Source organism: [Scytonema hofmanni] UTEX 2349, from assembly GCF_000582685.1.
GTDB lineage: Bacteria > Cyanobacteriota > Cyanobacteriia > Cyanobacteriales > Nostocaceae > Hassallia > Hassallia hofmanni.
In genome coordinates this window covers 4328920-4349453 of record NZ_KK073768.1, presented here as the reverse complement: position 1 = coordinate 4349453, position 20534 = coordinate 4328920, and the positions used below count along the sequence as shown (strand labels likewise).

Here is a 20534-nt window from a genome sequence, read left to right as displayed (position 1 = left end):
CTCAGCGTACCTTTGCGCTTAACTTAGCGTACCTTTGCGTTTAAACTCAATATTATGCAATATAATACTCAATCGTGAAAACCGACAGCATCTTTTATCGCTTATTCCAAGAATTCCCCAGCATCTTCTTTGAACTCATCGGGGAACCTCCAGAAGAAGCCAACTTGTATCAATTTTCATCAGTTGAAGTTAAACAAACAGCATTTAGAATTGATGGGGTTTTTCTTCCTACACAAACAGAGGAAAACCCAATTTACTTTGTGGAAGTACAATTTCAGCCAGATTCAGAAATTTACTCTCGATTGTTTGCAGAAATATGTTTATATCTTCGTCAGAATAAACCCCAAAACGATTGGGTTGCTGCTGTTATCTATCCAACCCGGAGTGTAGACACAGGAGATATAAAACATTACCGCGAGTTCTTCACAAGTCAGCGAGTTAGTCGCATTTATCTAGATGAATTAGGTGAAGCTACATCGCTACCAATTGGCATTGCTACTATCAAGTTAATCATTGAAGATGAAGAGAGAGCGATCGCACTCTTCAGAGAATTAATAGACAGAGTTACGCAAAATGTCAGCGGTGGAATTCCTCAACAGCAATTATTACAATTAATAGAGACAATCATCGTCTACAAGTTTCCAAGGATGACTAGGGAGGAAATACAAGCAATGTTTAGTTTAAGTGAGTTAAAGCAAACCAGATTTTATCAGGATGCCTTCACCGAAGGCAAGCTTGAAGGTAAGGAAGAAGGCAAGCTTGAAGGTAGGGAAGAAGGCAGAGAAGAAGGCAAACGTGAACTAACTTTAAACGCTGTACGCCAATTTTTGGCTTTAGGGCTTAGTTTAGAGCAGATAGCACAAGGCTTAAGTCTAAGTCTTGAGGAAGTAAGACAAATGGCACAACAACAGTCTTCAAACGAGCAAGGTAATAGTTGAAATCATAACTTGACAACAAGCCTTAGGAGGAAATACAGCCAATGTTTAGTTTAAGTGAGTTAAAGCAAACAAGGTTTTACCAGGAAGCCTTTGAGGAAGGTAGACAAATAGGTAGGGAAATAGGTAGGGAACAAGGCAAACGCGAATTTTATTCAAGCGCTGTACGTCGCTTTCTGGCATTAGGATTAAGTTTAGAGCAGATAGCAGAAGGTTTAGGCTTGAGTATTGAAGAGGTGAGGCAAATAGCACCATAGTAGTATTCTCGTGAAACCTTTGAAAATCTTCTGTTTATGCCAATAATCAATACGAAATATGTAGTTAAATTTTGTTAATATTTGGACACGGCGTAAGCTTCTGCGCCTCTGTTACCCATACCCTACCCCTAGAGACACCGAATGCTGCGACTTGAACATATAAGTAAAATTTATCCTACAGGCGAAATTCTCAAAGATGTCAACTGGGAAGTCAAAGTTGGCGATCGCATCGGCTTGGTGGGTGTCAACGGTGCCGGAAAATCCACCCAATTGAAAATCATCGCCGGCGAAATCGAACCCACTGCTGGCGAAATTATTCGTCCTTCTAGCTTACACATAGCTTACCTCAACCAAGAATTTGAAGTAGACCCCAGCCGTACTGTTAAAGAAGAATTTTGGCGTGCCTTTGTCGAAGCAAACAAAGTTAATGAAGCTTTGTCACAGGTACATCGGGAAATGGAAACGGCAACTCCAGAGGAGTTAAACAAACTGATCGACAAAATGGATCGTCTCCAAAGGCAGTTTGAAGCGCTTGATGGCTATGGATTAGAGGCAAAAATTGATAAGATTTTGCCAGAAATGGGTTTTGATGGTGCTGATGGCGATCGCTTAGTAAGTGCTTTCAGTGGCGGTTGGCAAATGCGGATGAGTTTGGGTAAAATCCTGCTGCAAAAACCCGACTTATTGCTACTGGACGAACCTACCAACCACCTTGACTTAGAAACTATCGAATGGTTAGAAAATTACCTCAAAGGGCTGACTACCCCGATGGTAATAGTATCTCATGACCGGGAATTTTTAGATCGCCTCTGCACCCAAGTTGTGGAAACAGAACGCGGTGTTTCCAGCACTTATCTCGGTAATTACTCAGCCTACCTGTTACAAAAATCTGAAAGTCAACAAGCGCAACTTAGCGCTTACGAACGTCAGCAGAAAGAACTAGAAAAACAGCAAACCTTTGTTGACAGATTCCGCGCTAGTGCTACCCGCAGTACCCAAGCAAAAAGCCGGGAAAAACAACTTGATAAAATCGAACGCATCGAAGCACCCGTAGGTGGGATGAGAACTTTGCACTTCCGCTTTCCCCCCGCACCCCGCAGCGGACGCGAAGTAGTGGAAATTAAAGATTTAACTCATATTTACGATGATAAAATTCTCTTTCTGGGCGCAAATCTCCTAATTGAAAAAGGCGATCGCGTTGCTTTTCTAGGTCCCAACGGTGCCGGCAAATCTACTTTGTTACGTTTGATTACAGGTAGTGAAAAACCTACAGAGGGTACTGTTGGGTTAGGCGAACACAACGTTATTCCCGGTTACTTTGAACAAAATCAAGCTGAAGCTTTGGATTTAACGAAAACTGTCATGGAAACCATCCATGATGAAGTACCCGATTGGAAAAATGAAGAAGTCCGCACGCTGTTGGGACGATTTTTGTTTTCTGGGGACACAGTATTGAAATCTGTGGCTGCATTAAGTGGGGGAGAAAAAGCGCGTTTAGCGTTAGCGAAAATGCTTTTACGTCCCGCAAATTTACTCATTTTAGATGAGCCGACAAACCATCTAGATATCCCAGCAAAAGAAATGCTGGAAGAAGCAATTCAAAATTATGATGGCACTGTAATTGTCGTTTCTCACGACCGTTATTTTATTTCTCAGGTAGCAAATAAAATCGTCGAAATCCGCAATGGTGAATTCCGCGTTTATCTAGGGGATTATCATTACTATCTCGACAAAATCGCCGAAGAAAAAGAACAAGCAAAGTTAGCTGCAATAGAGGCTGAGAAAGCTGCAAAAAAAGCCGCTAAAGCTGCAAAAACCGGCGGCAAAAGCAAATAACGGGTTGGGAGTTGATGGTGGATAGTGGTTAGTGGAAGCCTAGTTATAGTTTTTACAACCAACAACCACTATTACCACAAAAAATCAGGAAAAATTATTCAACTTGAAAAAATGTTTAAAAAAATCGTAATTACATCATAAATAAAGTTATTAAGCAGAAATTCACTTGCGGGGGTGAATAGCAGTGGTATCATTCGGATATTACAAAAAGTAAAGGGCAATTTTATTATGACCAAGGCACCTGTTGCTCCCGTGGTGCTTGTCATTTTAGACGGATGGGGCTACTGCGAGGAAACACGAGGAAACGCGATCGCCGCTGCTAAAACTCCCGTAATGCAAAGCTTATGGGCAGCTTATCCGCATACCCTCATCCGCACATCCGGAAAAGCCGTGGGATTGCCAGAGGGACAAATGGGCAACTCAGAAGTTGGTCATTTGAACATCGGCGCTGGACGAGTTGTACCGCAAGAATTAGTCCGCATCTCAGATGCTGTGGAAGACGGTTCGATCCAACGCAACCCCGCACTGGTCAAAACTTGCCAGGAAGTCCGCAGTCGAAATGGCAAGCTGCATATAGTAGGGCTTTGTTCCGAGGGTGGGGTACACTCGCACCTGTCGCATTTGTTTGGGTTACTTGACTTAGCCAAAGGTCAAGGACTTTCCGAAATTTGCATCCACGCCATCACCGACGGTCGTGACACCACACCAAAAGATGCTGTACAAGCAATCGGGTTGCTGCAAAATTACATTGACCGCATCGGAGTAGGACGCATAGCTACCATTAGCGGTCGCTATTACGCAATGGATCGCGATCGCCGTTGGGATCGAGTCAAACGCGCCTACGACATCATGACACAAGATGGCGCGGGTGATGGTCGTAAGGCTGTGGAAGTCATACAAGCATCTTACGCCGAAGGTGTTAACGACGAATTCATTTTACCAATACGCATTGCTCCTGGGGCAGTAGCGGAAGGCGATGGAATAATATTTTTTAACTTCCGCCCCGATCGCGCCAGACAATTGACGCAAGCTTTTGTCAATCCTGATTTTAACGGCTTTGAAAGACAGCAAATCACGCCGCTGTCGTTTGCTACTTTTACTCAGTACGATCCAGAATTACCAGTTGCTGTAGCCTTTGAACCTCAGAATCTCAGTAATATTCTGGGGGAAGTAATTGCCAATCATGATTTAAAGCAGTTTCGCACCTCCGAAACCGAAAAATACGCTCACGTCACCTACTTCTTTAACGGCGGTTTGGAAGAACCTTTTGCTGGAGAAGACCGGGAACTGGTCAGCAGTCCAATGGTCGCGACCTACGATAAAGCACCGGCGATGTCAGCAGCACCATTAACAGAGGTAGCGATCGCTGGCATCGAAAAGAAAATTTACTCCTTAATTGTAATTAATTATGCCAACCCAGACATGGTAGGGCATACTGGTCAAATAGACGCTACGATTAAAGCACTGGAAACCGTTGACCGATGTTTGGGACGCCTTCTAGAGAGCATCACCAAAGCCGGAGGTACAGCAATTATTACCGCCGACCACGGCAACGCCGAGCATATGCTAGATGATGCGGGCAATCCTTGGACAGCTCACACCACCAATCCAGTCCCCTTAATTGTGGTCGAAGGAGAAGGTGTAAAAATCCCCGGACATGGTACAGATGTTAGCCTGCGAAACGATGGTAAGCTAGCCGACATTGCCCCCACAATTCTGGAGATTTTACAACTGCCGATTCCACCAGAAATGACAGGGCGATCGCTCCTCCAAAATGCTGAGTATGAAGTGCAATTAAAACGCACTCCCGCACCAGTTGGATTGTAAAAAAGTTAGCACCTTTCGTACAGACGTTCCGCCGGAACGTCTCTACCTAATTTATTAAATTCCTACCATGACTGTTACTAATATTGTGCAAGGCATTTGGGCATTTTCCGCCGTTGGTTTGATTGTTTTAGTATTACTGCATAGTCCGAAAGGCGATGGCGTTGCTGCCATTGGCGGACAGGCTCAATTGTTTAGCAGCACCAAAAGTGCCGAAACCACACTCAACCGAGTTACGTGGACGCTGACGGTAATTTTTCTCGGCTTAACCGTAGTTTTAAGCGCTGGTTGGCTACCTAAGTAAGGATGAAGTTCGTAGTAAGGGCTTCAGCCCTTAAAAGGGAAGATATGAGCGGTAAACCGCTCACTACGAAGAAAAGTATTTTACGTTTAATTGCAGCCCTTGCCTTAGCTATTGGTACAGGGTTATTAGTCATTTTTATTAACTTCCAGAACAACCCCACTCTTGCACAAAATAGCATCTTGACAAAAATGCAGAAAGATGCATCAGAGTTAAGAACAATTTCCCCTACTTCCCCAAGACCCCATGCCTTACCGCCGACGCTGGTAAAGTGGAAAGACAGCACTAACAGCGGTGACTACTTTTCTCAAGTTAAATTAACTGAAGTCGGTTATTTAGTTTGGTCGCAGTTTCCCATTCGTATTTACGTAGAAACACCGAAAGAAATTAGCCGCGAACAAGCTCAAATATGGGTTAATACTGTCCTACAAGCAGTGCAAGAGTGGAATGTTTATTTACCTTTTGAGGTAGTCAAACAGCCGGAAGTTGCGAATATTACAATTGTGCGAAAAGCCCCACCTCTTCAGAAGTCGCCTAATAGTAACATTCCCCGTGCGCGATCGGCACAAGCTACTTACGAGTTATACACAAATCACAAAGTTTTATCTCACCGCTTCACGATATTGCTGAGTCCTAGCCAGACTGGTAATTATCTTACCGCAGCCGCCCGCCATGAATTCGGTCATGCGCTGGGAATTTGGGGTCATAGTCCGATGCCAAGTGATGCTTTATACTTTTCCCAAGTTCCCAACCCGCCGCCTATTTCTACCAGAGATGTAAATACTTTGAAGCGCGTTTACGAACAGCCTACTAGTTTGGGTTGGTGCAATTCTAAATTAAAAATAAAACTCAAGACGTGTTTTGAAATAGAAAAACATGACTTTAATCATGTTTAGATCATGACCTTCGATTGATGTGCTGATGCAACTCTGATTTCTACAATTTGGGTGGCTTCAATTCAGCAAGCCTCAACTCAAAGTGGGTTATCAGACAATACGCTTGGTGTTAAGCCTGATCGGACGAGCGTAGAGACGCGAAATTTCGCGTCTCTACAGATCAAAAATCATTACCAAAAAGTCTCAACACCAAGTGTATTGAGTTATCAGATATTTTTAATTTCAATTTCAGCTTTTCAATCGATATAAAACCATGAAACGTACAAAACTTTTATTGACTGCCGCTGTTCTCTGTTTAGGTATGATACCTACATTCCCCGCTCAGGCTGCAAATGGCGAGATTACTTGCGATAGACTTATCAACGATAGTGGTTATTCGGTAGTTGGTAGGCGAGGTGGCGAACCTGTTTACCAAAATGGGCGACTTGTCAGTTATCGTTATGTCTACAGCATTCGGAATCGCGGTAATCAAGGAGGCGATCGCTATGGAAGAGGCGATCGCTATGGAAGAGGCGATCGCTATGGAAGGGGCGATCGCTATGGAAGAGGAAACGGTAATATAATTTGCGTCTGGAACGCAAGACGCGATTCAGCCAGACTCATTGAGCGCTAAAAAAGTTACTTTTTTTGAATTCCCCCGAATATAATTGACCGTTTTTTCTGCGGTTCAAAACCAAGGGTGGGCATTATTGCCCACCCTAAATTTATTTCTAAACAGGGCGTAGGTTCATGAGTTCTTGAGGAGATGCTAGCATATCGATCGCCACAAAGAAAATCTTACCTTGAGGATTGATTAAGAACCGCCAAGCAATATTCATACCCACAGTGACGCCAAACCAAGGAGTTTGTACTACACCTGTGATTTTCAGTTGCTTAGAACCATCTGGCAGAACTTCGCTGATACCTTGCTTTGGCATCATGTTCAGTCCTTGGGCTTCTTCCCGCATGTATTTAGCGATCGCCTCATGACCGACTATCGGCTTTTGGAATGGGGGTTGCAGCGCACCATCGGTAGTAAATAAGTTGATAGCTGCATCAAAGTTATCCGAGTTCATCGCTTCGATGTAGCCAAGTACAGCAGGCTCTGTGATACCCTCAATCTTGACTGAAGTAATAGGAGGAACACTACGTTTAAACGCAGGTTCCGCAGCAGGTTTGGAAGTACTTGGACCAAGAGCAGATGTATCAAATCCCATATCTACTACAGTGTTACGCAGTACGGTGATTTGCTGACCTGCATCAAGCTTTTGAGTAGCTTCTAATACTACTTTCACACCAGGGGACATTTGGTAACCGCTGGGAATCGGAGTTACAACACCTTGTTTCATCAACTCACCTAACTCATACCAAAAAGCCAGCTTGGTGTTAACACTGAAGAAACCATAAGAGCGGCTAATTGGACTGTCAGCACGGCTAGCAAGTTCCCGCATGACTTGGGTTTGCTCTTCTTGAGACATCTCCTTAATTTGATTGAGCAAACCTTCTGCTAGTTGCAAGCGTGCTACTCCAGGAGCTGCGGGAGTAATTGTCTTACCCATTTCGGTGTAAGCATACCAGAGATAAGCCAGTTGATCGTCAACGCCTAGTTGATCGAATAGCGCTATGGTAGCTGGAATAGGGCTAGGAACTTGAGTCTTAGAGAAAATATTTTGAGCGGACTCGATACTTAAAACCATGTTCGTAATCTCCAATGTTATTTGTTAACTAGCTGATAAGCATTCATTCAAAAAAAGCGAATCTTCTTTTTTGAGATCAAGTGGCAATAAACGCGCTCTAATCGAGACTTTTAGCGTCCTAAAAGCCAGACAGAATAAACAATCACCCTTGCAGGTGTTCTATTTTTTCGTAGTTAATCAAGACAGTCAAGAGACTATCTTCTCAGTAAATCTTTAATTCAATAACAAAGGTGCGGTTTAACCTTTGCACCACAACAACGTAACTGCTCACAGTCACGAAAGTTTCCTCAGGGGAGGTTTGGTTACGTAAACAAGTTTATCAAACTTAATGAACTTTTGTAAATTTTTTTAACAAATCAGTGACAAAACTTGCTTATCGCTCATATGAGATATCTAAATTTATGTAATACCAATTCTATGTAAGGTTGCGTTTTATTCGCCCTCACCCTGTAAGGGTGGGGCATTGCGCGTACAGAGCTTAACTGCGTAGGCTAGTAAGTAATGTAGGGGTACTCTTTGTCAACTTTGAGAAGCGTTCACGAAGTGACTCCGATAGGAGTATCGCATCTTTAATAGTCTTTAGCGCGATCGCCATCCAATCAGACGTGTAACATCAAGGTAAAAGGTAAAAATATTTTTTCCCACTCTTTCCCTTATCCCCTTATCTTGCCTACGCTCCGCGACTAAATTGCACGCGGGGCTGTATTAAAACATTTGTATAAAGTTCTTCCAGTCGAGTAATATTATTACTGAGAGTATATCGCTCTAATACTCGCTTTCTAGCTTTCTGCCCTAACAGTGTTGTTAATTCGGGGTGGTCTTGGAAGAGTGGCAAAAAAGTTTTTAATTGCGATCGCACTGTTTTAGTATTAAGAATCACACCCGCACCCTTTTCCAATACTTCGCCATCTGCGCCGACATCAGTTGCTAAACAAGCGCTTCCCACTGCCATTGCTTCTAACAAAGATAGTGACAATCCCTCAACTAATGAAGGCAAAATAAATACATCTGCACCGCGTAAAATTTCGATGCGTCGGTTTTCGTTGGCAATAAACCCTAACCAGAAGATGCCATATTCTGAACCATAAAAGGTTTCTAAAGAAGATTTCCCTGGACCATCACCGACAATCAGCAATTTACTATCAAAGCGCATTTCGGCTTGTTTCCAAGCGCGAAGCAGGGCTTCGACGTTTTTCTCAGGAGCGATGCGACCTTGATAAACAAACAAGCGTTCTGCTTTAAATTCTGCTTTAATTTTAGAAGTTCCTGGAGAATACTTGCTAGTATCCACACCGTTGGGAATTACGGCAATATTTTCTTCTGGCACACCCATGCGTGCTAGCAGTTCTCGCTGTATTTGAGAAAATACAATCACGCGATCGTAGTTACCCAAAAAAGGCGCATAAAGTTGATACGCCAAAAGTTGTGTTCCAGAAATTAGTTTTGCCCCTTTGCCAGCAAATGGTGTGTGAAAAGTGGCAATTAAGGGCAAATTTAGTTCTTCACAGATTTCTGGCAAAATAAAGTCAAGAGGAGATAAAGTCAGCGAAGCATGAACTACATCCGGCTTAATGCGCTTTAACGACTGAGTTAAAACCTTGGTCGCTTTAAAAGTCGGAATTGTGTAAACCTGAGACTTGTAAATGAAGGGTAGAGAAACCTCTGGGCAATTGGGCCAGTTGTCGGGTTCAGATTCTTCTTGGGCGAAGTGAAGGAAACTAACTTGATGTCCCCTGTCTAGCAAGGCATTTGTAATTTCCCGACTGTAGGTGACATTGCCACAAAAGGGTGATTTTTTTCCAATCCAGGCTATACGCATTCTTTATTAGCTATCAGAAAAGCGGTTTAATTTATCAGCTTTTTGTGCTTTCTTTCTTTTTCGTGTTTTGTACTTGCTAGGTTTTTAGTTCTTATCAAATCCCGCGATTAACCAATTCCGAGGGCAAAATTTGAGGTTGCTCTACGAAAGTGCTTTTTGTGGATTTTTTACTTTACTTCTAATAAGTTGCTAATTCCTAATAAGTTCATAACAACTTACATAGATGCGATATATCGTCTCTGGTTAATGTTAGGTTTATTCCCAGCAAGTACGTGATAAATCATTATTGACATCAGTTTAGCACGAAAACAAAAGCTTTCAGTAAATAATTGATAATGTCAGAAGAGTGAACAATAACTCCTTTTTTTGATAACTAGTCAGTGAATTTATACCAGGTTAATATACTACCTGAAAAGACGATCGCCGCCAATCCCAAAAATACAGCTTGTAATCCAACGAATGTTTCTGCGACACCTGCCAATGCTAAGGGTAAGGTGAGGGCAATATTAATTACATTGTTTTGCAGACCAAAAACTTTACCACGCATTTCGGGTGGAGTTTCGCTTTGGATCGCTGTTTGCATGGGGATACCGACTAACGCTCCACACACACCCAAGAAGGCTACCAACAAAAGGATAATCCATAACTGTGTTGTGAAGATCGACAAACCAATCAAGGATGCTGTCATACCCATACATCCAAATACACTTAATTGGTTATAAGAAAAGCGTTGACCAAATTGACCAAGAATGGTTGCCCCAAGAGCGATGCCAACACCACCAGATGCGAGTAAAAAACCGAATTGGGAGGCTTTTAAGTTGGGAATTATTTCTGCCATGCGAACGGCGAGAACAGTTAAGGCGGCAAAGACAGAAAATAAGATAATAAGTTGGATTAAAGCATTGCGAAGGCGATGATTTTCTCCTAGATACTTAAAACCATCACGCAGGTCAGCAAAAACGTGGGGGTATTCTGCTTGATTTGAGTGAGATTTTTCATTAGTTGACAAAAGTAACAATATTATGCTGGCGATCGCATAACTACCACCCACCAAAAGTTCTTTACCCAATCCCCCACTACCACCAACAATTAGCTGCCAAATATGATCCGCAATAGCTAACAGCGGTTCCCCGACTGCAAACCCGACAATTACCGATGCCATCATCGTTGTTGTATACAGCGAGTTAGCCGAGAGTAAATCTTGCTCTTTCACTACCAAAGGAATCGCTGCCTGTTCTGCTGGTGCAAAAAACTGGGTCAGCGTCGAAACCAAAAAAGTTACAACTAAAATCATGCAAAAGCCCACTGGCAAAACTCCGATTGGTTTCCAATCATGAGTTAACCACAGCAGCATGGGAATTGCCAAAACCAAAATACCACGCCAAAAGTTTGTTGCTACTAGCACTGCCTTTTTTGACCAGCGATCTACAAATACACCCGCAACAGAACCAAATAACACCGCAGGAATGGTAAAAGTCATCATCAGCGCTGATACCCAACCGCTAATACTTTGATCGCTTGCCTGAAACTGAGTATTTATCAGGGCAATCATCAGCACCAAATATATTTTATCTGCCAATTGGCAGAAGACTTGACCACCCCAAAGAGCTAAAAAATTAGGATTTTTGAATACAGGCAAAAAACCCTGTTGAACATGACTTGATACTGCTTCACCTTTATCTGGCGGTTCTTTGCCATTTATAGAAGTTAATGGCAAATTATGTTCAGAAGCAGAAATTTTGCGATTTTCACTTGTGTTTTTTTCGCCTAAGTTTGTGAGATCGCTTTTTGGTATTTCCGACTTAGACGAATTTTTCTCATTTTGAGAAACGTCTGGAGACATTTCTTGTGTATACATGCGATCGCCCCTCAAGTCAGGAACAACACTAAGATGTGGTGTTTCTTTTGGCGATAAGTTAGGTGTCCTATTATGTTTTTTGCCGTGACTGGGTGACATCGGCAAGTTTTTTGGTTCTAAATCAGACGGTTGCATCATAGTTGGCAGCAAAATAAGAATCGATCAAAGCAGCAGAGCGAATAGGACGACCAAGATGATATTGAGCATATAATCGCAGAATTTGCTCAACAGATGACCAGCCATCATTGGCAGCATCAATAGGCATTATCTCTGGTTGCGACAACTGCTGGAGCATAGCCAGTTCTGTCGCATTTAAACGGCTAGAAAGCACTGGTATTTCTTGGCGATGGACAATCGTTTCGTAGCCTGAGGAAGATGGCAAGGATGGGGGGATAGGGGAAAAGAATTGTTCTCCTTGTCTCCCTTGTCCCCCTTGTCTCTCTTGTCTCCCTTGTCCCCCTTGTCCCCTTGTCCCCTTGTCCCCTTGTCCCCCCCTCTCCCTCTCCCCCTCTTTCCGCAAGCGCTCCAAAGCTTGTAAACTAATTATTCCACCAGATGAGACACTAAATCCTACCTGAGGATTGGGGTCTGAAAAGTCTGGTGTTAAGGGACTCTGAGTTAAACAACAAACTTGCACTTGAGGCGTCAGTCCTGAATTCGCTAAAAGGTGAAATACAGCATGTGCCAGATGAGCGAAAATATTTTTTACTTTTGTGGTGGGTATCGCTTCCAACCTACCCAGATGTTCATTGAGTAATTCATACAATTCCTCTTGGGGTTGTTCGCTTAGAGCTTGACATAATACAATTTCTGCTAAATACTGACTAGCAGCTAGTTTTGCCAAGTCTTTACCAAGACCTGGATAAGTTTTTATAGTTTCTGCTTGTGTAATTTTGTCAAGCGATCGCCCTTGGGCAATCAGTAGCTCATTTACAACAAACATCCCACTCCTACCACCAAGGCTTGACTTGTGCTTGCGTGCCCCTGGAGCAATTGCTCGAATCAAACCAAACTCTCGTGTCAAAATTGTCACTAGCCTATCGGCTTCGCCAAACGCCTGGGTTTTCAGATTAATCCCAGTTGCTTTATAGGTTCTACTCATTTAGTCATTGGTCAAGTGTTAGTAGTTAGTGGTTTTTTGTTACTGGTTAGTAGTTAGTAGTCAAGAAAATCGACTAACTACTAACAATCAACGACTAACAAAAAACAAATGACTACTCTCTATGATTCCAGGGTATCGCGCTGGCGGATCAAATCGATACCGCGAGACGTGCCTAATCTAGTTGCACCCGCTACAATTAAGTCTAAAGCTTGCTCGGCGGTGCGAATTCCTCCGGAAGCTTTAATTCCCACCCTTTCTCGTGCCACTTCTTTCAAAAATCGTACATCCGCTACTGTGACACCACCATTCCAACCTGTACAGGTTTTGATAAATGCTGCACCTGCATCCATAGCTATTTCTGCTGCCACACTTTTCTCGGTATCCGTCAGCAGGTTGGTTTCCAATATTACCTTTACATTTTGATCGGCGGCTTCGCAAATTTCGGCAATTTCCCGATGTATTTCCTCAGTTTTCCCAGCTTTGAGCCAGCCCAAATTAATTACCACATCCAACTCAAAAGCACCATTTTCTAGTGCTTCTTGAGCTTCAAACAGCTTTACGGCTGAAGTTGTAGCCCCTGAGGGAAAGCCAATCACCGTACACACTTTAGGACTTTTGCCGTGGAGGAGTTCCGCCGCTTGCTTGACATGCACGGGGTAGATGCAAACCGCCGCAAACCCAAATCTGTCTGCTTCTTCACACCATTGCTTAACGTGCTCTGAGGTAGCCGTAGGCATCAGCAGGGCATGATCGATGTATGGCGCAATATCAATGTCTGGATAATCTGCTGCCATTGTTAGTTTTACCAGTAATTGATTATTAAACTTTATTTAGATTAATAAAGGCATTTTTATTAAATTAAACCATAATTCATGACATTTTTCCTGAGTATGTGGCAGATGATTCGGTATTGGTTATCAAGCTAGGAAGGTAAAAAGCGTTGCGATCGCTCACCTCCCGTGCCGTAAGTATCGCCCATTATAGAGCTTTCTTTTCCAGCATCCCCTGTTGCTAAAAAGTCAAGGATAGTTTGAGCCAATCCCTTTGAAGCTAGATATGGTACACCATTACCAATAGTTTTAAACATATTCGTCAACGTCATATTCTCTGGAAGCACAAAATTTGCAGGCAAAGATTGTATCGCTAAAGCTTCCGCTACAGAAATTCTTCTAACTTTGTAAGGATGTAAATGTACTTCATTATTGCCATAACAAGCTGTGGGAGAATAACGCCATCGGTGAAGACGTTTGTAAGACTTTTTGGAATCATCTCCTTCATCAACAACAGCAAATTTTTTTCTACCAGCCCTTGGTTGAAAATAGTGTTGTGAATTGGCATGATTTAACACATCATTCTTTCTAAACCAATATTCAACTGTTAATTCTTGAGGAATTCCATCAGGACATAACACTATAGAATCTTCTTTGAATGCTTCACGCATCCCCCAATGGTAAGAAAAGACTTTATCTTGAGGATATATAATGTGTTTTTCCCAAGGAAAAGTACCTTCAGGAAGAATATTTTCACTCGGAAGTATTATTCCCATATCTTGAATAAGTTTTTTTGGGAAACCTATCAGAATAATTCTTTCTCTATCTTGAGGTACACCGTATTCAATCGCATTAATCAAACGCTCTGTTAATACATAACCCGCTTGCTGCAATTGTTGTTTCAGCGCTTCAAAGAATAAACGATGTTTTGTAGTTTTCCACAAACCTTTGACGTTTTCAAACAAAAAGAAATCAGGCTGTTGTTGGCAAATTAATTCAACATAGGCAGCTGAAAGTTTACCATTATCTCCTAAACGTCCTTTGTTTTTACCACCAACAGAAAAATCAGGACAGGGAGGACCACCAATAAAGCCAATTATATTATTAGACTTGCGGCAGTCTTTGACTAATTCTTGCAGACGTTGTGCTGGTAATTCTTCAATAAGTTTGGTTACATCTGCTTCTTCCCCATAATGATATCCGTATTTTGGTAATGGCAAATTGAGAGCCTGCCGTGAATAGCGGTATGCTGACATAAAAGGGGAAAAAAGTTCATTCACATAAACAATATTAAAACCGCTATTTTCAAAACCTAAATCAAGGAAACCAGAGCCGGCAAAAAAGGAGAAAATAGAAAGGCGATCGCTTGTCATCACATTAACGTTGCTTACTTTAAACTAAAGTATATTAGCGCCATATTTGCTAATTACAAGTTTTATGCCAAAAGAAGATAAATTCGACTTACCACAAGCTAGCAATTCTGATATCCTTGGTTATGATCACTTTCTCAGCTAACTGAAAACACGGATTTCTTATACCAATTCTTTATGAGGCTGCGCTTAATAACCCGACGAGTAAACTCGCGGCTAAACGAACGAAGCCCACCTGCGTGGGCTAAATTAGGCGCATCTTCACACAGAAATGGTATTACGCTCAATTACGAGCGGCTGTTGCTGTCAACAAAAAGTTAGTATTACTTTACTGGCAAATTGGGCGAGATATTCTTCACAGACAACAGCAGCAACGTTGGGGAGCAAAAGTAATCAACCGTCTTGCAACCGACTTGCAGCAAGCTTTTCCAGAAATAAAGGGCTTTTCATCTCGCAATCTTAAGTATATGCGAGCATTTGCCCAAGTTTACCCTGATGAGCTATTTGTGCAAGAGGTGCTTGCACAAATTACTTGGTATCACAATTGTAAGGTAAATTTTAAATATATAGAATGTGTTGCGCTTTTTTAACGCACCCTACTGTTAAATAATCTATTAATTTACGGTAATTTATCTTGTATTGAAAGCCAAGCAGCGATTTCTTTATCTGGACTAAATTTATTACTCTCTGATAAAAGCTTAAATAGTGTTAAGCGATTCTTGATTCGCCTTAATATTCGGAATTCTTCGAGTTCCGCATCTAACTTTTTCTGGATATCTTTCTTATTCTTTGATGCCAACATTTTTTTCCAAGCATCTGCTTTGATTAATGCATCTTTGTCGGATATTTTTAAGTCGTTAAAAAACCAATTAACAAGATACTTTATATCAAGAATCTCATCACCAGCAGTAGCGCCAAGTTTTGAAATCATATATGCTCTTAGCGTCATTGCTGAAGACATAAATGATTCTTTAGCAGTAGCATTAGGCTGGTTTACCGCCAAAAAATTGTAAACATAAATTGCCACTTTTGCCCATTCTAGGTTTAAATTCTCGCTTGCCCTCGAAGCTGCTACCTGGGCTAAACCATGCCAGTTGAAGTTATTTGATATATGCTCTTTTCCTGTCCAAATAGTTTTTAACCAAGCTTGTACTTGAATTGCATCTTTTTGGAGTAGGGATTTTAATAACTTTGTAACGTCATCTTGACTCATAAAAGTTACTTTATGCTGCTCAATCTGGAATATTGATACCGTTAGCTTTAAAAGCTTCTTTGCCAATATCTAAACTACTTAAACTTGGTTGATAGTGTCCGCTGTAATTGTTGATATTGAGCAAGTAGTAGTAATCATCAAAGCCAGTAATATCTGCCTCACCCGCAGCCCATTAGTTAAAACAGTGTGGGATATTTCTTGCCCTTGTACATATTTTGGAACTATAAATAAGTCTCTTTGTTCCCTAACTGCCCATTTGACTGTTCCTGCATTGACTGTTGTCTCAAATTCACGATCGCTTACCGTCAGTGGTCTGACATTGAGTTTTCTCGCTGCTACCAGTTCTTCAGATAAGCGATCGCTTAATTGATTTATAAAAAGTTGCACAAGACGTAACTAACCTTTAAGCAACTGTTTCAGACGCGATTATTTTACCTTGAGATGCTTCAGGTAATAAACGCTTCACACCTTGCTTAACAAACCCCTGCAAATAACCAATTTGCTGATTTTGCACAAAGACATTTTGCAAAGTTTGCCGCAATTTATCCAAATTGAAACCACCTTCAGAATTTAGGGCTATTTCCTGCTGCTCGAAATACTCTACCAAGGTAAGACCTGCTACCCTAGTAAGATACGCAGCACTCACACCCTGCACCACGCCACCAGCAACAAAGGTGACAGCGTTACTCTTGAGGACAGTGCTAACAGCCTTCGTAGAAAGTTCCACCAAACCGAGTTTCAGCATCAAACTTCCCATTGCACCAGCTACAGTTTGCGCTTGTTCTAGGGAAAATTTCTGCTGATAAATACCACCTAAATCGATTACCATTTGGGCATTAATTGCCGCTGTTGCCAAGATATCCAGCGCTGGTACTGGGTTAGCGAATGCGGCTGCCGCAGCGATCCACTGATATTGTTCTATTATCGGAGTTGCGCGATCGCATCTCACTCCATTTAACAATTTCTTCGCATCAGCTTTCAGCGAAAAAGCTTTTCTCATGGTTGTTGTCCACACCAACTGTTGTCTTTGCTGTGCGACAATCTCATTTAACTGCTGCGTTAACTGTTGAATATCTGGTGCAGGTTGTTCCATCCATTCTTGTACAGAACCGTCCTCTTGATGTTTCCGCACCTTGATGGGCAAAGGAGATACCGCAGTTGCTACCACATTTCCTTGCATCCGCTGTTTCAACGACAGTAACACGCTTTGCCGTTCGTCTGGTAAATACTGGTCTTGTTTATTAAAAACCAGCATTGCAGGTTGATTTGCTGCCTTTAGCTGCTGTAAGCTTTGAAATTCTGAATCTGTTAAATCGCCGTTTGTCAAAAACAGCACAAAATCAGATTGATTAACTTCTGACTTTTCACCCGTTTCTAGAAATAAAGGTGCTGTTTCCTTGAATTCTAGAGATGCAAAATTTTGCTGTAGAACTTTAATTAAGGTGCTTTTACCCACCGACTTTCCGCCGGTAACAGCTAGTTTAATTTCTTGTCTATCTAATTCAAAGAATAATTGATTAACTTGTTCTCGCAGTGTCCCTAAAGCTGCATGATTCTCTACTTCACTTGCAAGTTGGTTAATTACAACTTCAGTAAGTGCGATCGCTTCTTCTACTTTAGCCCGATTTACAGGCATACTATCAAAGATATCAGAAGGATTTTTGCCGCGATTTGGCTTAAATAACCACAAACCACCACCGACTGCTACCAGACTCAATAAACCAAACTCTCCTATCTGCACCATCGAATGATGCATATTTTCTAAAATCCATAGAGAAAAGGATAATCCCAATCCTCCCACTAAAATCGGTCGCTGCAACTTCACAAATATGATTCTCCGCGCTTCTTTGATCCCTTCTCTTCCACAATAGATCAAAAATTCGCTTCTCCAAGTTGCACAGGCAACTCCGGATAATTTTCTTTACTTTCTTTACTTATACCAATTTTTTATGAGGCTGCGCTTAATAACCCGACGAGTAAACTCGCGGCTAAACGAACGAAGCCCACCTGCGTGGGCTAAATTAGGCGCATCTTCACACAGAAATGGTATTACTAGCCTTTGTAAGATTAACTCCCAACCATCATGATATTTGGCTGAACGTGGTTTACGCTGCCGCTTGTCTGTTTCAACCAAGTGTATTTCGCTACGACAGCATAAAACAAAACCCTGTAACTTTTGAGTGTTACAGGGTTTGTTTCTTAAGTTGGTGGCGGGAAGTGGATTTGAACCACTGACCTTCGGGTTATGCTTACCATCTACAGTTTTCACTGCCTGGATTAACCAGTTTGTGGTCTGGACTGTCCCTTTACCCTCAGCTTTACTGTTAGGGTACCTGCCTTCCAGTCTCTACACCTTCTCCATTTCTGGAGCTTGGTTCGGGATTACCGCGCTATTGGCTTCCCCGAGTTTGACAGGTAAACATACGTAAGTTTCTTTACGTACCGCCCATAGTAAGAATAACTTTTAAGCGTTTAGTCAATCTTACTCGTTGAGCCCGACGAGCTACCAGGCTGCTCTATCCCGCGTCGTCTTTATTTAATATAACCCAAGCTTTTAAATTTGGCAACTACAAAAGTGATAATTCTCCAACAACTTCTAAACGCTTGTATTTTCCGAAGCTCATAAACTTTTCTGACAGGCTTTGAGCGACGCTGGGGCTAATCCAACCCATCTGCTGAAGTACGTGAATGGCAACGGCGTATTTTGCTCGCTTTCCTCCATCTATGACTTTAATTGCCAATCCCATGCCTTCACCAAGTCGAGAAATGCACTGTACTCCTTCGGCACCCGATTTACTTACCAGTTCTCCTGGAGCCAAGCGCATTAGTTCTGTGTCAAATTCTCCGTCTCCTGCGACCAAATTGGGATGATGAGTCATGGCACGGACAATGCGCTCCATATCCAAGTTGTTACCAGAGGCTAGCAGAGCATATAAAGACGCTATTTGAGCAAGTTGCATGAAATAAGTAGGTACGCCACAATCATCACGAGCGCTGATAAATTCTTCTGCCGGCATTCGTAGCAATTCTGCTATTTTGCTGACAATCAACTGCTGGATGGGGTGTTTGCGTTCCAGGTAGTTATTTAAAGGAAAATGGCGCTGTTGACAAACGGCTAACATTCCCGCATGTTTACCAGAGCAGTTGTATTCCAAAGGACTTTTTTTTCCTTCGGGAATCGGACATTGAAGTGCGCTCGGATCTAGATCGGTACGCCAAAGAATATTAAATACTTGTCGTACCTGCTCGATTGTACCTTTGTGAGAAGATACGATAATTGCTAAATCGCGATCGCTCAAATCATAACGTTCCAGTGTGCCTGTGCTGGTGACTGCGAGTGCCTGAAATGGTTTGAGGGCTGAACGCACAAAAGTAGCAGTTTCGGCATTTCCCGCAACGGATAGAACCCGTCCCCGTTCATCGCAGACAACAGCTTGGACTATGTGCCTCGATTCAATAATCCCTTCCCGCAGCAACCTAACTTCTAGTGCTGCCGCTTGAGTTCGTTTTCCCCTGGTCATGGGTGAGAATATATCATTGTTTTGTCCTTTGTCAAAAATCCAGAGTCACACATTCCATAGTCAAGAGTTGATTGACCGTTGACTGAAGACTTGTGACTATTTAAAGTAAGTGCCAAATTATCGTACCAGCAACTAACAATCCCGCCAAGCAAAGACTAGTTATTTGTAAGCGACGGATAATTGGTTTGATTTCATAGCTGACGATTAAGCGATCGCGCATGAGGACGGATTCGGGTTTTGTCCAAGTTTGTCCGTCGTACCAACCTGATTCTTCATAAAATATGACTGGACTGAACAGGCGATCGCGTACATAAGACCACCCCAAATACAGCCTTGTCAGTCCTAGAATTACCCCTACACTCGCTCCTCCAGATCCACACAGCAGAAACTGGGCAATATATTTATTTGGCGTAAAACTTGCTGCCGCAACTGGTGCTGCCACCACCCAAGATAAACCCCAAATCCAAACCATTTTTATGATATAATCACGCCAACTTAAGGTGCAATCACGAAATAGCCAAGAAATTTTTAATTCTTCATATTCATTTAGCGGTTGCTGTTCAGCAGGAACTGGGCAATTGGAAACTGAGGAATTAATCATATTCGTTACCCCCACCTTCATCCGGTTTTGGATACTCTATCCGTTCTGCATGACCCCAAAACGCTTCTAAATTATAAAATTCTCGTTCTTTCGGCATCATCACATGAACAATTATGTCGCCGTAGTCGTGCAAAACCCAACTTCCCTCAGTTTTTCCTGCTGTCCGCAAGGGGTTCCGTTGTAACTCTGTTTTGACTTTTTCTTCTATTGCGTCGGCGATCGCTCTTACTTGTACCCTTGAATAACCAGTCATCATCACAAAGTAATCCGCCAAGTAAGATACCGATGCTACATGAAGCAATACAATATCACCTGCTTTGCGATCTGATGCTGCATCAACGATAGTTTCCGCTAACTTTCTGCTCACCTGGTCGTCATTTGATGAGCTTTCTACCGCTTTCTTGGTTAAAAATACAGATTGTAATGGAATTCCTTGGAAATAATCAGACATTAAACCTCAGGTGCTTTCTGTTTTTTGGCAACTATTTTTTACAATTCTTCATCAATGAAAATTAATGGAATTGTAAATGTGCGAACTGCTTTTTTTTGAATACT

General features: G+C 42.1%; 21 protein-coding genes. 8 read left to right on the top strand and 13 right to left on the bottom strand.

Annotated elements, in window-relative coordinates:
* Positions 1 to 74 precede the first annotated feature (74 nt).
* The 7 genes from TOL9009_RS0124625 to TOL9009_RS43835 all read left to right on the top strand — a co-directional run bounded on the left by TOL9009_RS0124625 (position 75) and on the right by TOL9009_RS43835 (position 6662).
* Positions 75 to 938, top strand: coding sequence for an Rpn family recombination-promoting nuclease/putative transposase (locus TOL9009_RS0124625; protein ID WP_029635459.1), 864 nt, complete (start codon positions 75 to 77; stop codon positions 936 to 938).
* A 41-nt stretch (positions 939 to 979) separates the two neighbouring features.
* Positions 980 to 1192, top strand: coding sequence for an RpnC/YadD family protein (locus TOL9009_RS0124620; RefSeq protein ID WP_029635457.1), 213 nt, complete (start codon positions 980 to 982; stop codon positions 1190 to 1192).
* A gap of 141 nt (positions 1193 to 1333) precedes the next feature.
* Positions 1334 to 3028, top strand: a complete 1695-nt coding sequence (locus tag TOL9009_RS0124615; protein ID WP_029635455.1) for an ABC-F family ATP-binding cassette domain-containing protein — start codon at positions 1334 to 1336, stop codon at positions 3026 to 3028.
* A gap of 228 nt (positions 3029 to 3256) precedes the next feature.
* Positions 3257 to 4855 carry a 2,3-bisphosphoglycerate-independent phosphoglycerate mutase gene (gpmI, locus tag TOL9009_RS0124610; RefSeq protein WP_051503129.1) on the top strand — a complete coding sequence of 533 codons (1599 nt, stop codon included), beginning with the start codon at positions 3257 to 3259 and terminating at the stop codon, positions 4853 to 4855.
* Positions 4856 to 4922: 67 nt separating this feature from the next.
* Positions 4923 to 5156: a preprotein translocase subunit SecG gene (gene secG / locus TOL9009_RS0124605; RefSeq protein ID WP_029635452.1), complete on the top strand. Its 234-nt coding sequence runs from the start codon at positions 4923 to 4925 to the stop codon at positions 5154 to 5156.
* Positions 5157 to 5200: 44 nt separating this feature from the next.
* Positions 5201 to 6049: a peptidase gene (locus TOL9009_RS40365; protein WP_051503020.1), complete on the top strand. Its 849-nt coding sequence runs from the start codon at positions 5201 to 5203 to the stop codon at positions 6047 to 6049.
* A gap of 253 nt (positions 6050 to 6302) precedes the next feature.
* The gene (locus TOL9009_RS43835) at positions 6303 to 6662 is read left to right on the top strand and encodes a hypothetical protein (protein WP_072022165.1); all 360 of its coding nucleotides are present in this window, start codon (positions 6303 to 6305) and stop codon (positions 6660 to 6662) included.
* A 97-nt stretch (positions 6663 to 6759) separates the two neighbouring features.
* On the opposite strand, the gene TOL9009_RS0124590 is transcribed toward TOL9009_RS43835, so the two are convergent.
* From TOL9009_RS0124590 to TOL9009_RS40360, 6 genes are all read right to left on the bottom strand, one after another.
* Positions 6760 to 7725 (bottom strand): orange carotenoid protein N-terminal domain-containing protein, encoded by a 966-nt coding sequence (locus TOL9009_RS0124590; protein ID WP_029635450.1) that lies wholly within the window; start codon positions 7723 to 7725, stop codon positions 6760 to 6762.
* 670 nt (positions 7726 to 8395) lie between these two features.
* Complete coding sequence (locus TOL9009_RS0124585; RefSeq protein ID WP_029635449.1) at positions 8396 to 9544, bottom strand: glycosyltransferase family 4 protein; 1149 nt, start codon at positions 9542 to 9544, stop codon at positions 8396 to 8398.
* Positions 9545 to 9917: 373 nt separating this feature from the next.
* On the bottom strand, positions 9918 to 11540 hold the full coding sequence (locus TOL9009_RS0124580) for an MFS transporter (RefSeq protein WP_029635448.1): 1623 nt from the start codon (positions 11538 to 11540) through the stop codon (positions 9918 to 9920).
* Positions 11524 to 12504 carry a DNA repair protein RecO gene (gene recO, locus TOL9009_RS0124575; RefSeq protein WP_029635446.1) on the bottom strand — a complete coding sequence of 327 codons (981 nt, stop codon included), beginning with the start codon at positions 12502 to 12504 and terminating at the stop codon, positions 11524 to 11526. Before recO ends, TOL9009_RS0124580 begins: the two co-directional genes overlap by 17 nt.
* A gap of 119 nt (positions 12505 to 12623) precedes the next feature.
* Positions 12624 to 13298, bottom strand: coding sequence for a deoxyribose-phosphate aldolase (gene deoC / locus TOL9009_RS0124570; RefSeq protein ID WP_029635444.1), 675 nt, complete (start codon positions 13296 to 13298; stop codon positions 12624 to 12626).
* 128 nt (positions 13299 to 13426) lie between these two features.
* A complete protein-coding gene (locus TOL9009_RS40360) occupies positions 13427 to 14647 on the bottom strand; it encodes a DNA cytosine methyltransferase (protein WP_051503019.1) in 1221 nt (406 codons plus the stop codon).
* Positions 14648 to 14892: 245 nt separating this feature from the next.
* On the opposite strand from TOL9009_RS40360, the gene TOL9009_RS43830 reads away from it, so the two are divergent.
* Entirely contained in the window at positions 14893 to 15234 is a 342-nt protein-coding gene (locus TOL9009_RS43830; RefSeq protein ID WP_084763297.1) for a DUF1016 N-terminal domain-containing protein, read from the top strand.
* Positions 15235 to 15263: 29 nt separating this feature from the next.
* On the opposite strand, the gene TOL9009_RS42295 is transcribed toward TOL9009_RS43830, so the two are convergent.
* From TOL9009_RS42295 to rsfS, 7 genes are all read right to left on the bottom strand, one after another.
* Positions 15264 to 15857, bottom strand: coding sequence for a hypothetical protein (locus TOL9009_RS42295; RefSeq protein ID WP_186227643.1), 594 nt, complete (start codon positions 15855 to 15857; stop codon positions 15264 to 15266).
* 78 nt (positions 15858 to 15935) lie between these two features.
* On the bottom strand, positions 15936 to 16244 hold the full coding sequence (locus TOL9009_RS0124550) for a hypothetical protein (protein ID WP_029635442.1): 309 nt from the start codon (positions 16242 to 16244) through the stop codon (positions 15936 to 15938).
* Positions 16245 to 16260: 16 nt separating this feature from the next.
* Positions 16261 to 17688, bottom strand: a complete 1428-nt coding sequence (locus tag TOL9009_RS0124545; protein ID WP_029635439.1) for a YcjF family protein — start codon at positions 17686 to 17688, stop codon at positions 16261 to 16263.
* Between the two features lie 99 nt (positions 17689 to 17787).
* Positions 17788 to 18126, bottom strand: a complete 339-nt coding sequence (locus TOL9009_RS49630; protein ID WP_029635437.1) for a hypothetical protein — start codon at positions 18124 to 18126, stop codon at positions 17788 to 17790.
* Positions 18127 to 18424: 298 nt separating this feature from the next.
* Complete coding sequence (locus TOL9009_RS0124535; RefSeq protein WP_029635435.1) at positions 18425 to 19378, bottom strand: asparaginase; 954 nt, start codon at positions 19376 to 19378, stop codon at positions 18425 to 18427.
* Between the two features lie 100 nt (positions 19379 to 19478).
* Complete coding sequence (locus TOL9009_RS0124530; protein WP_029635433.1) at positions 19479 to 19979, bottom strand: CGLD27 family protein; 501 nt, start codon at positions 19977 to 19979, stop codon at positions 19479 to 19481.
* On the bottom strand, positions 19972 to 20430 hold the full coding sequence (gene rsfS, locus TOL9009_RS0124525; RefSeq protein ID WP_029635431.1) for a ribosome silencing factor: 459 nt from the start codon (positions 20428 to 20430) through the stop codon (positions 19972 to 19974). Before rsfS ends, TOL9009_RS0124530 begins: the two co-directional genes overlap by 8 nt.
* Between the last annotated feature and the right edge of the window lie 104 nt (positions 20431 to 20534).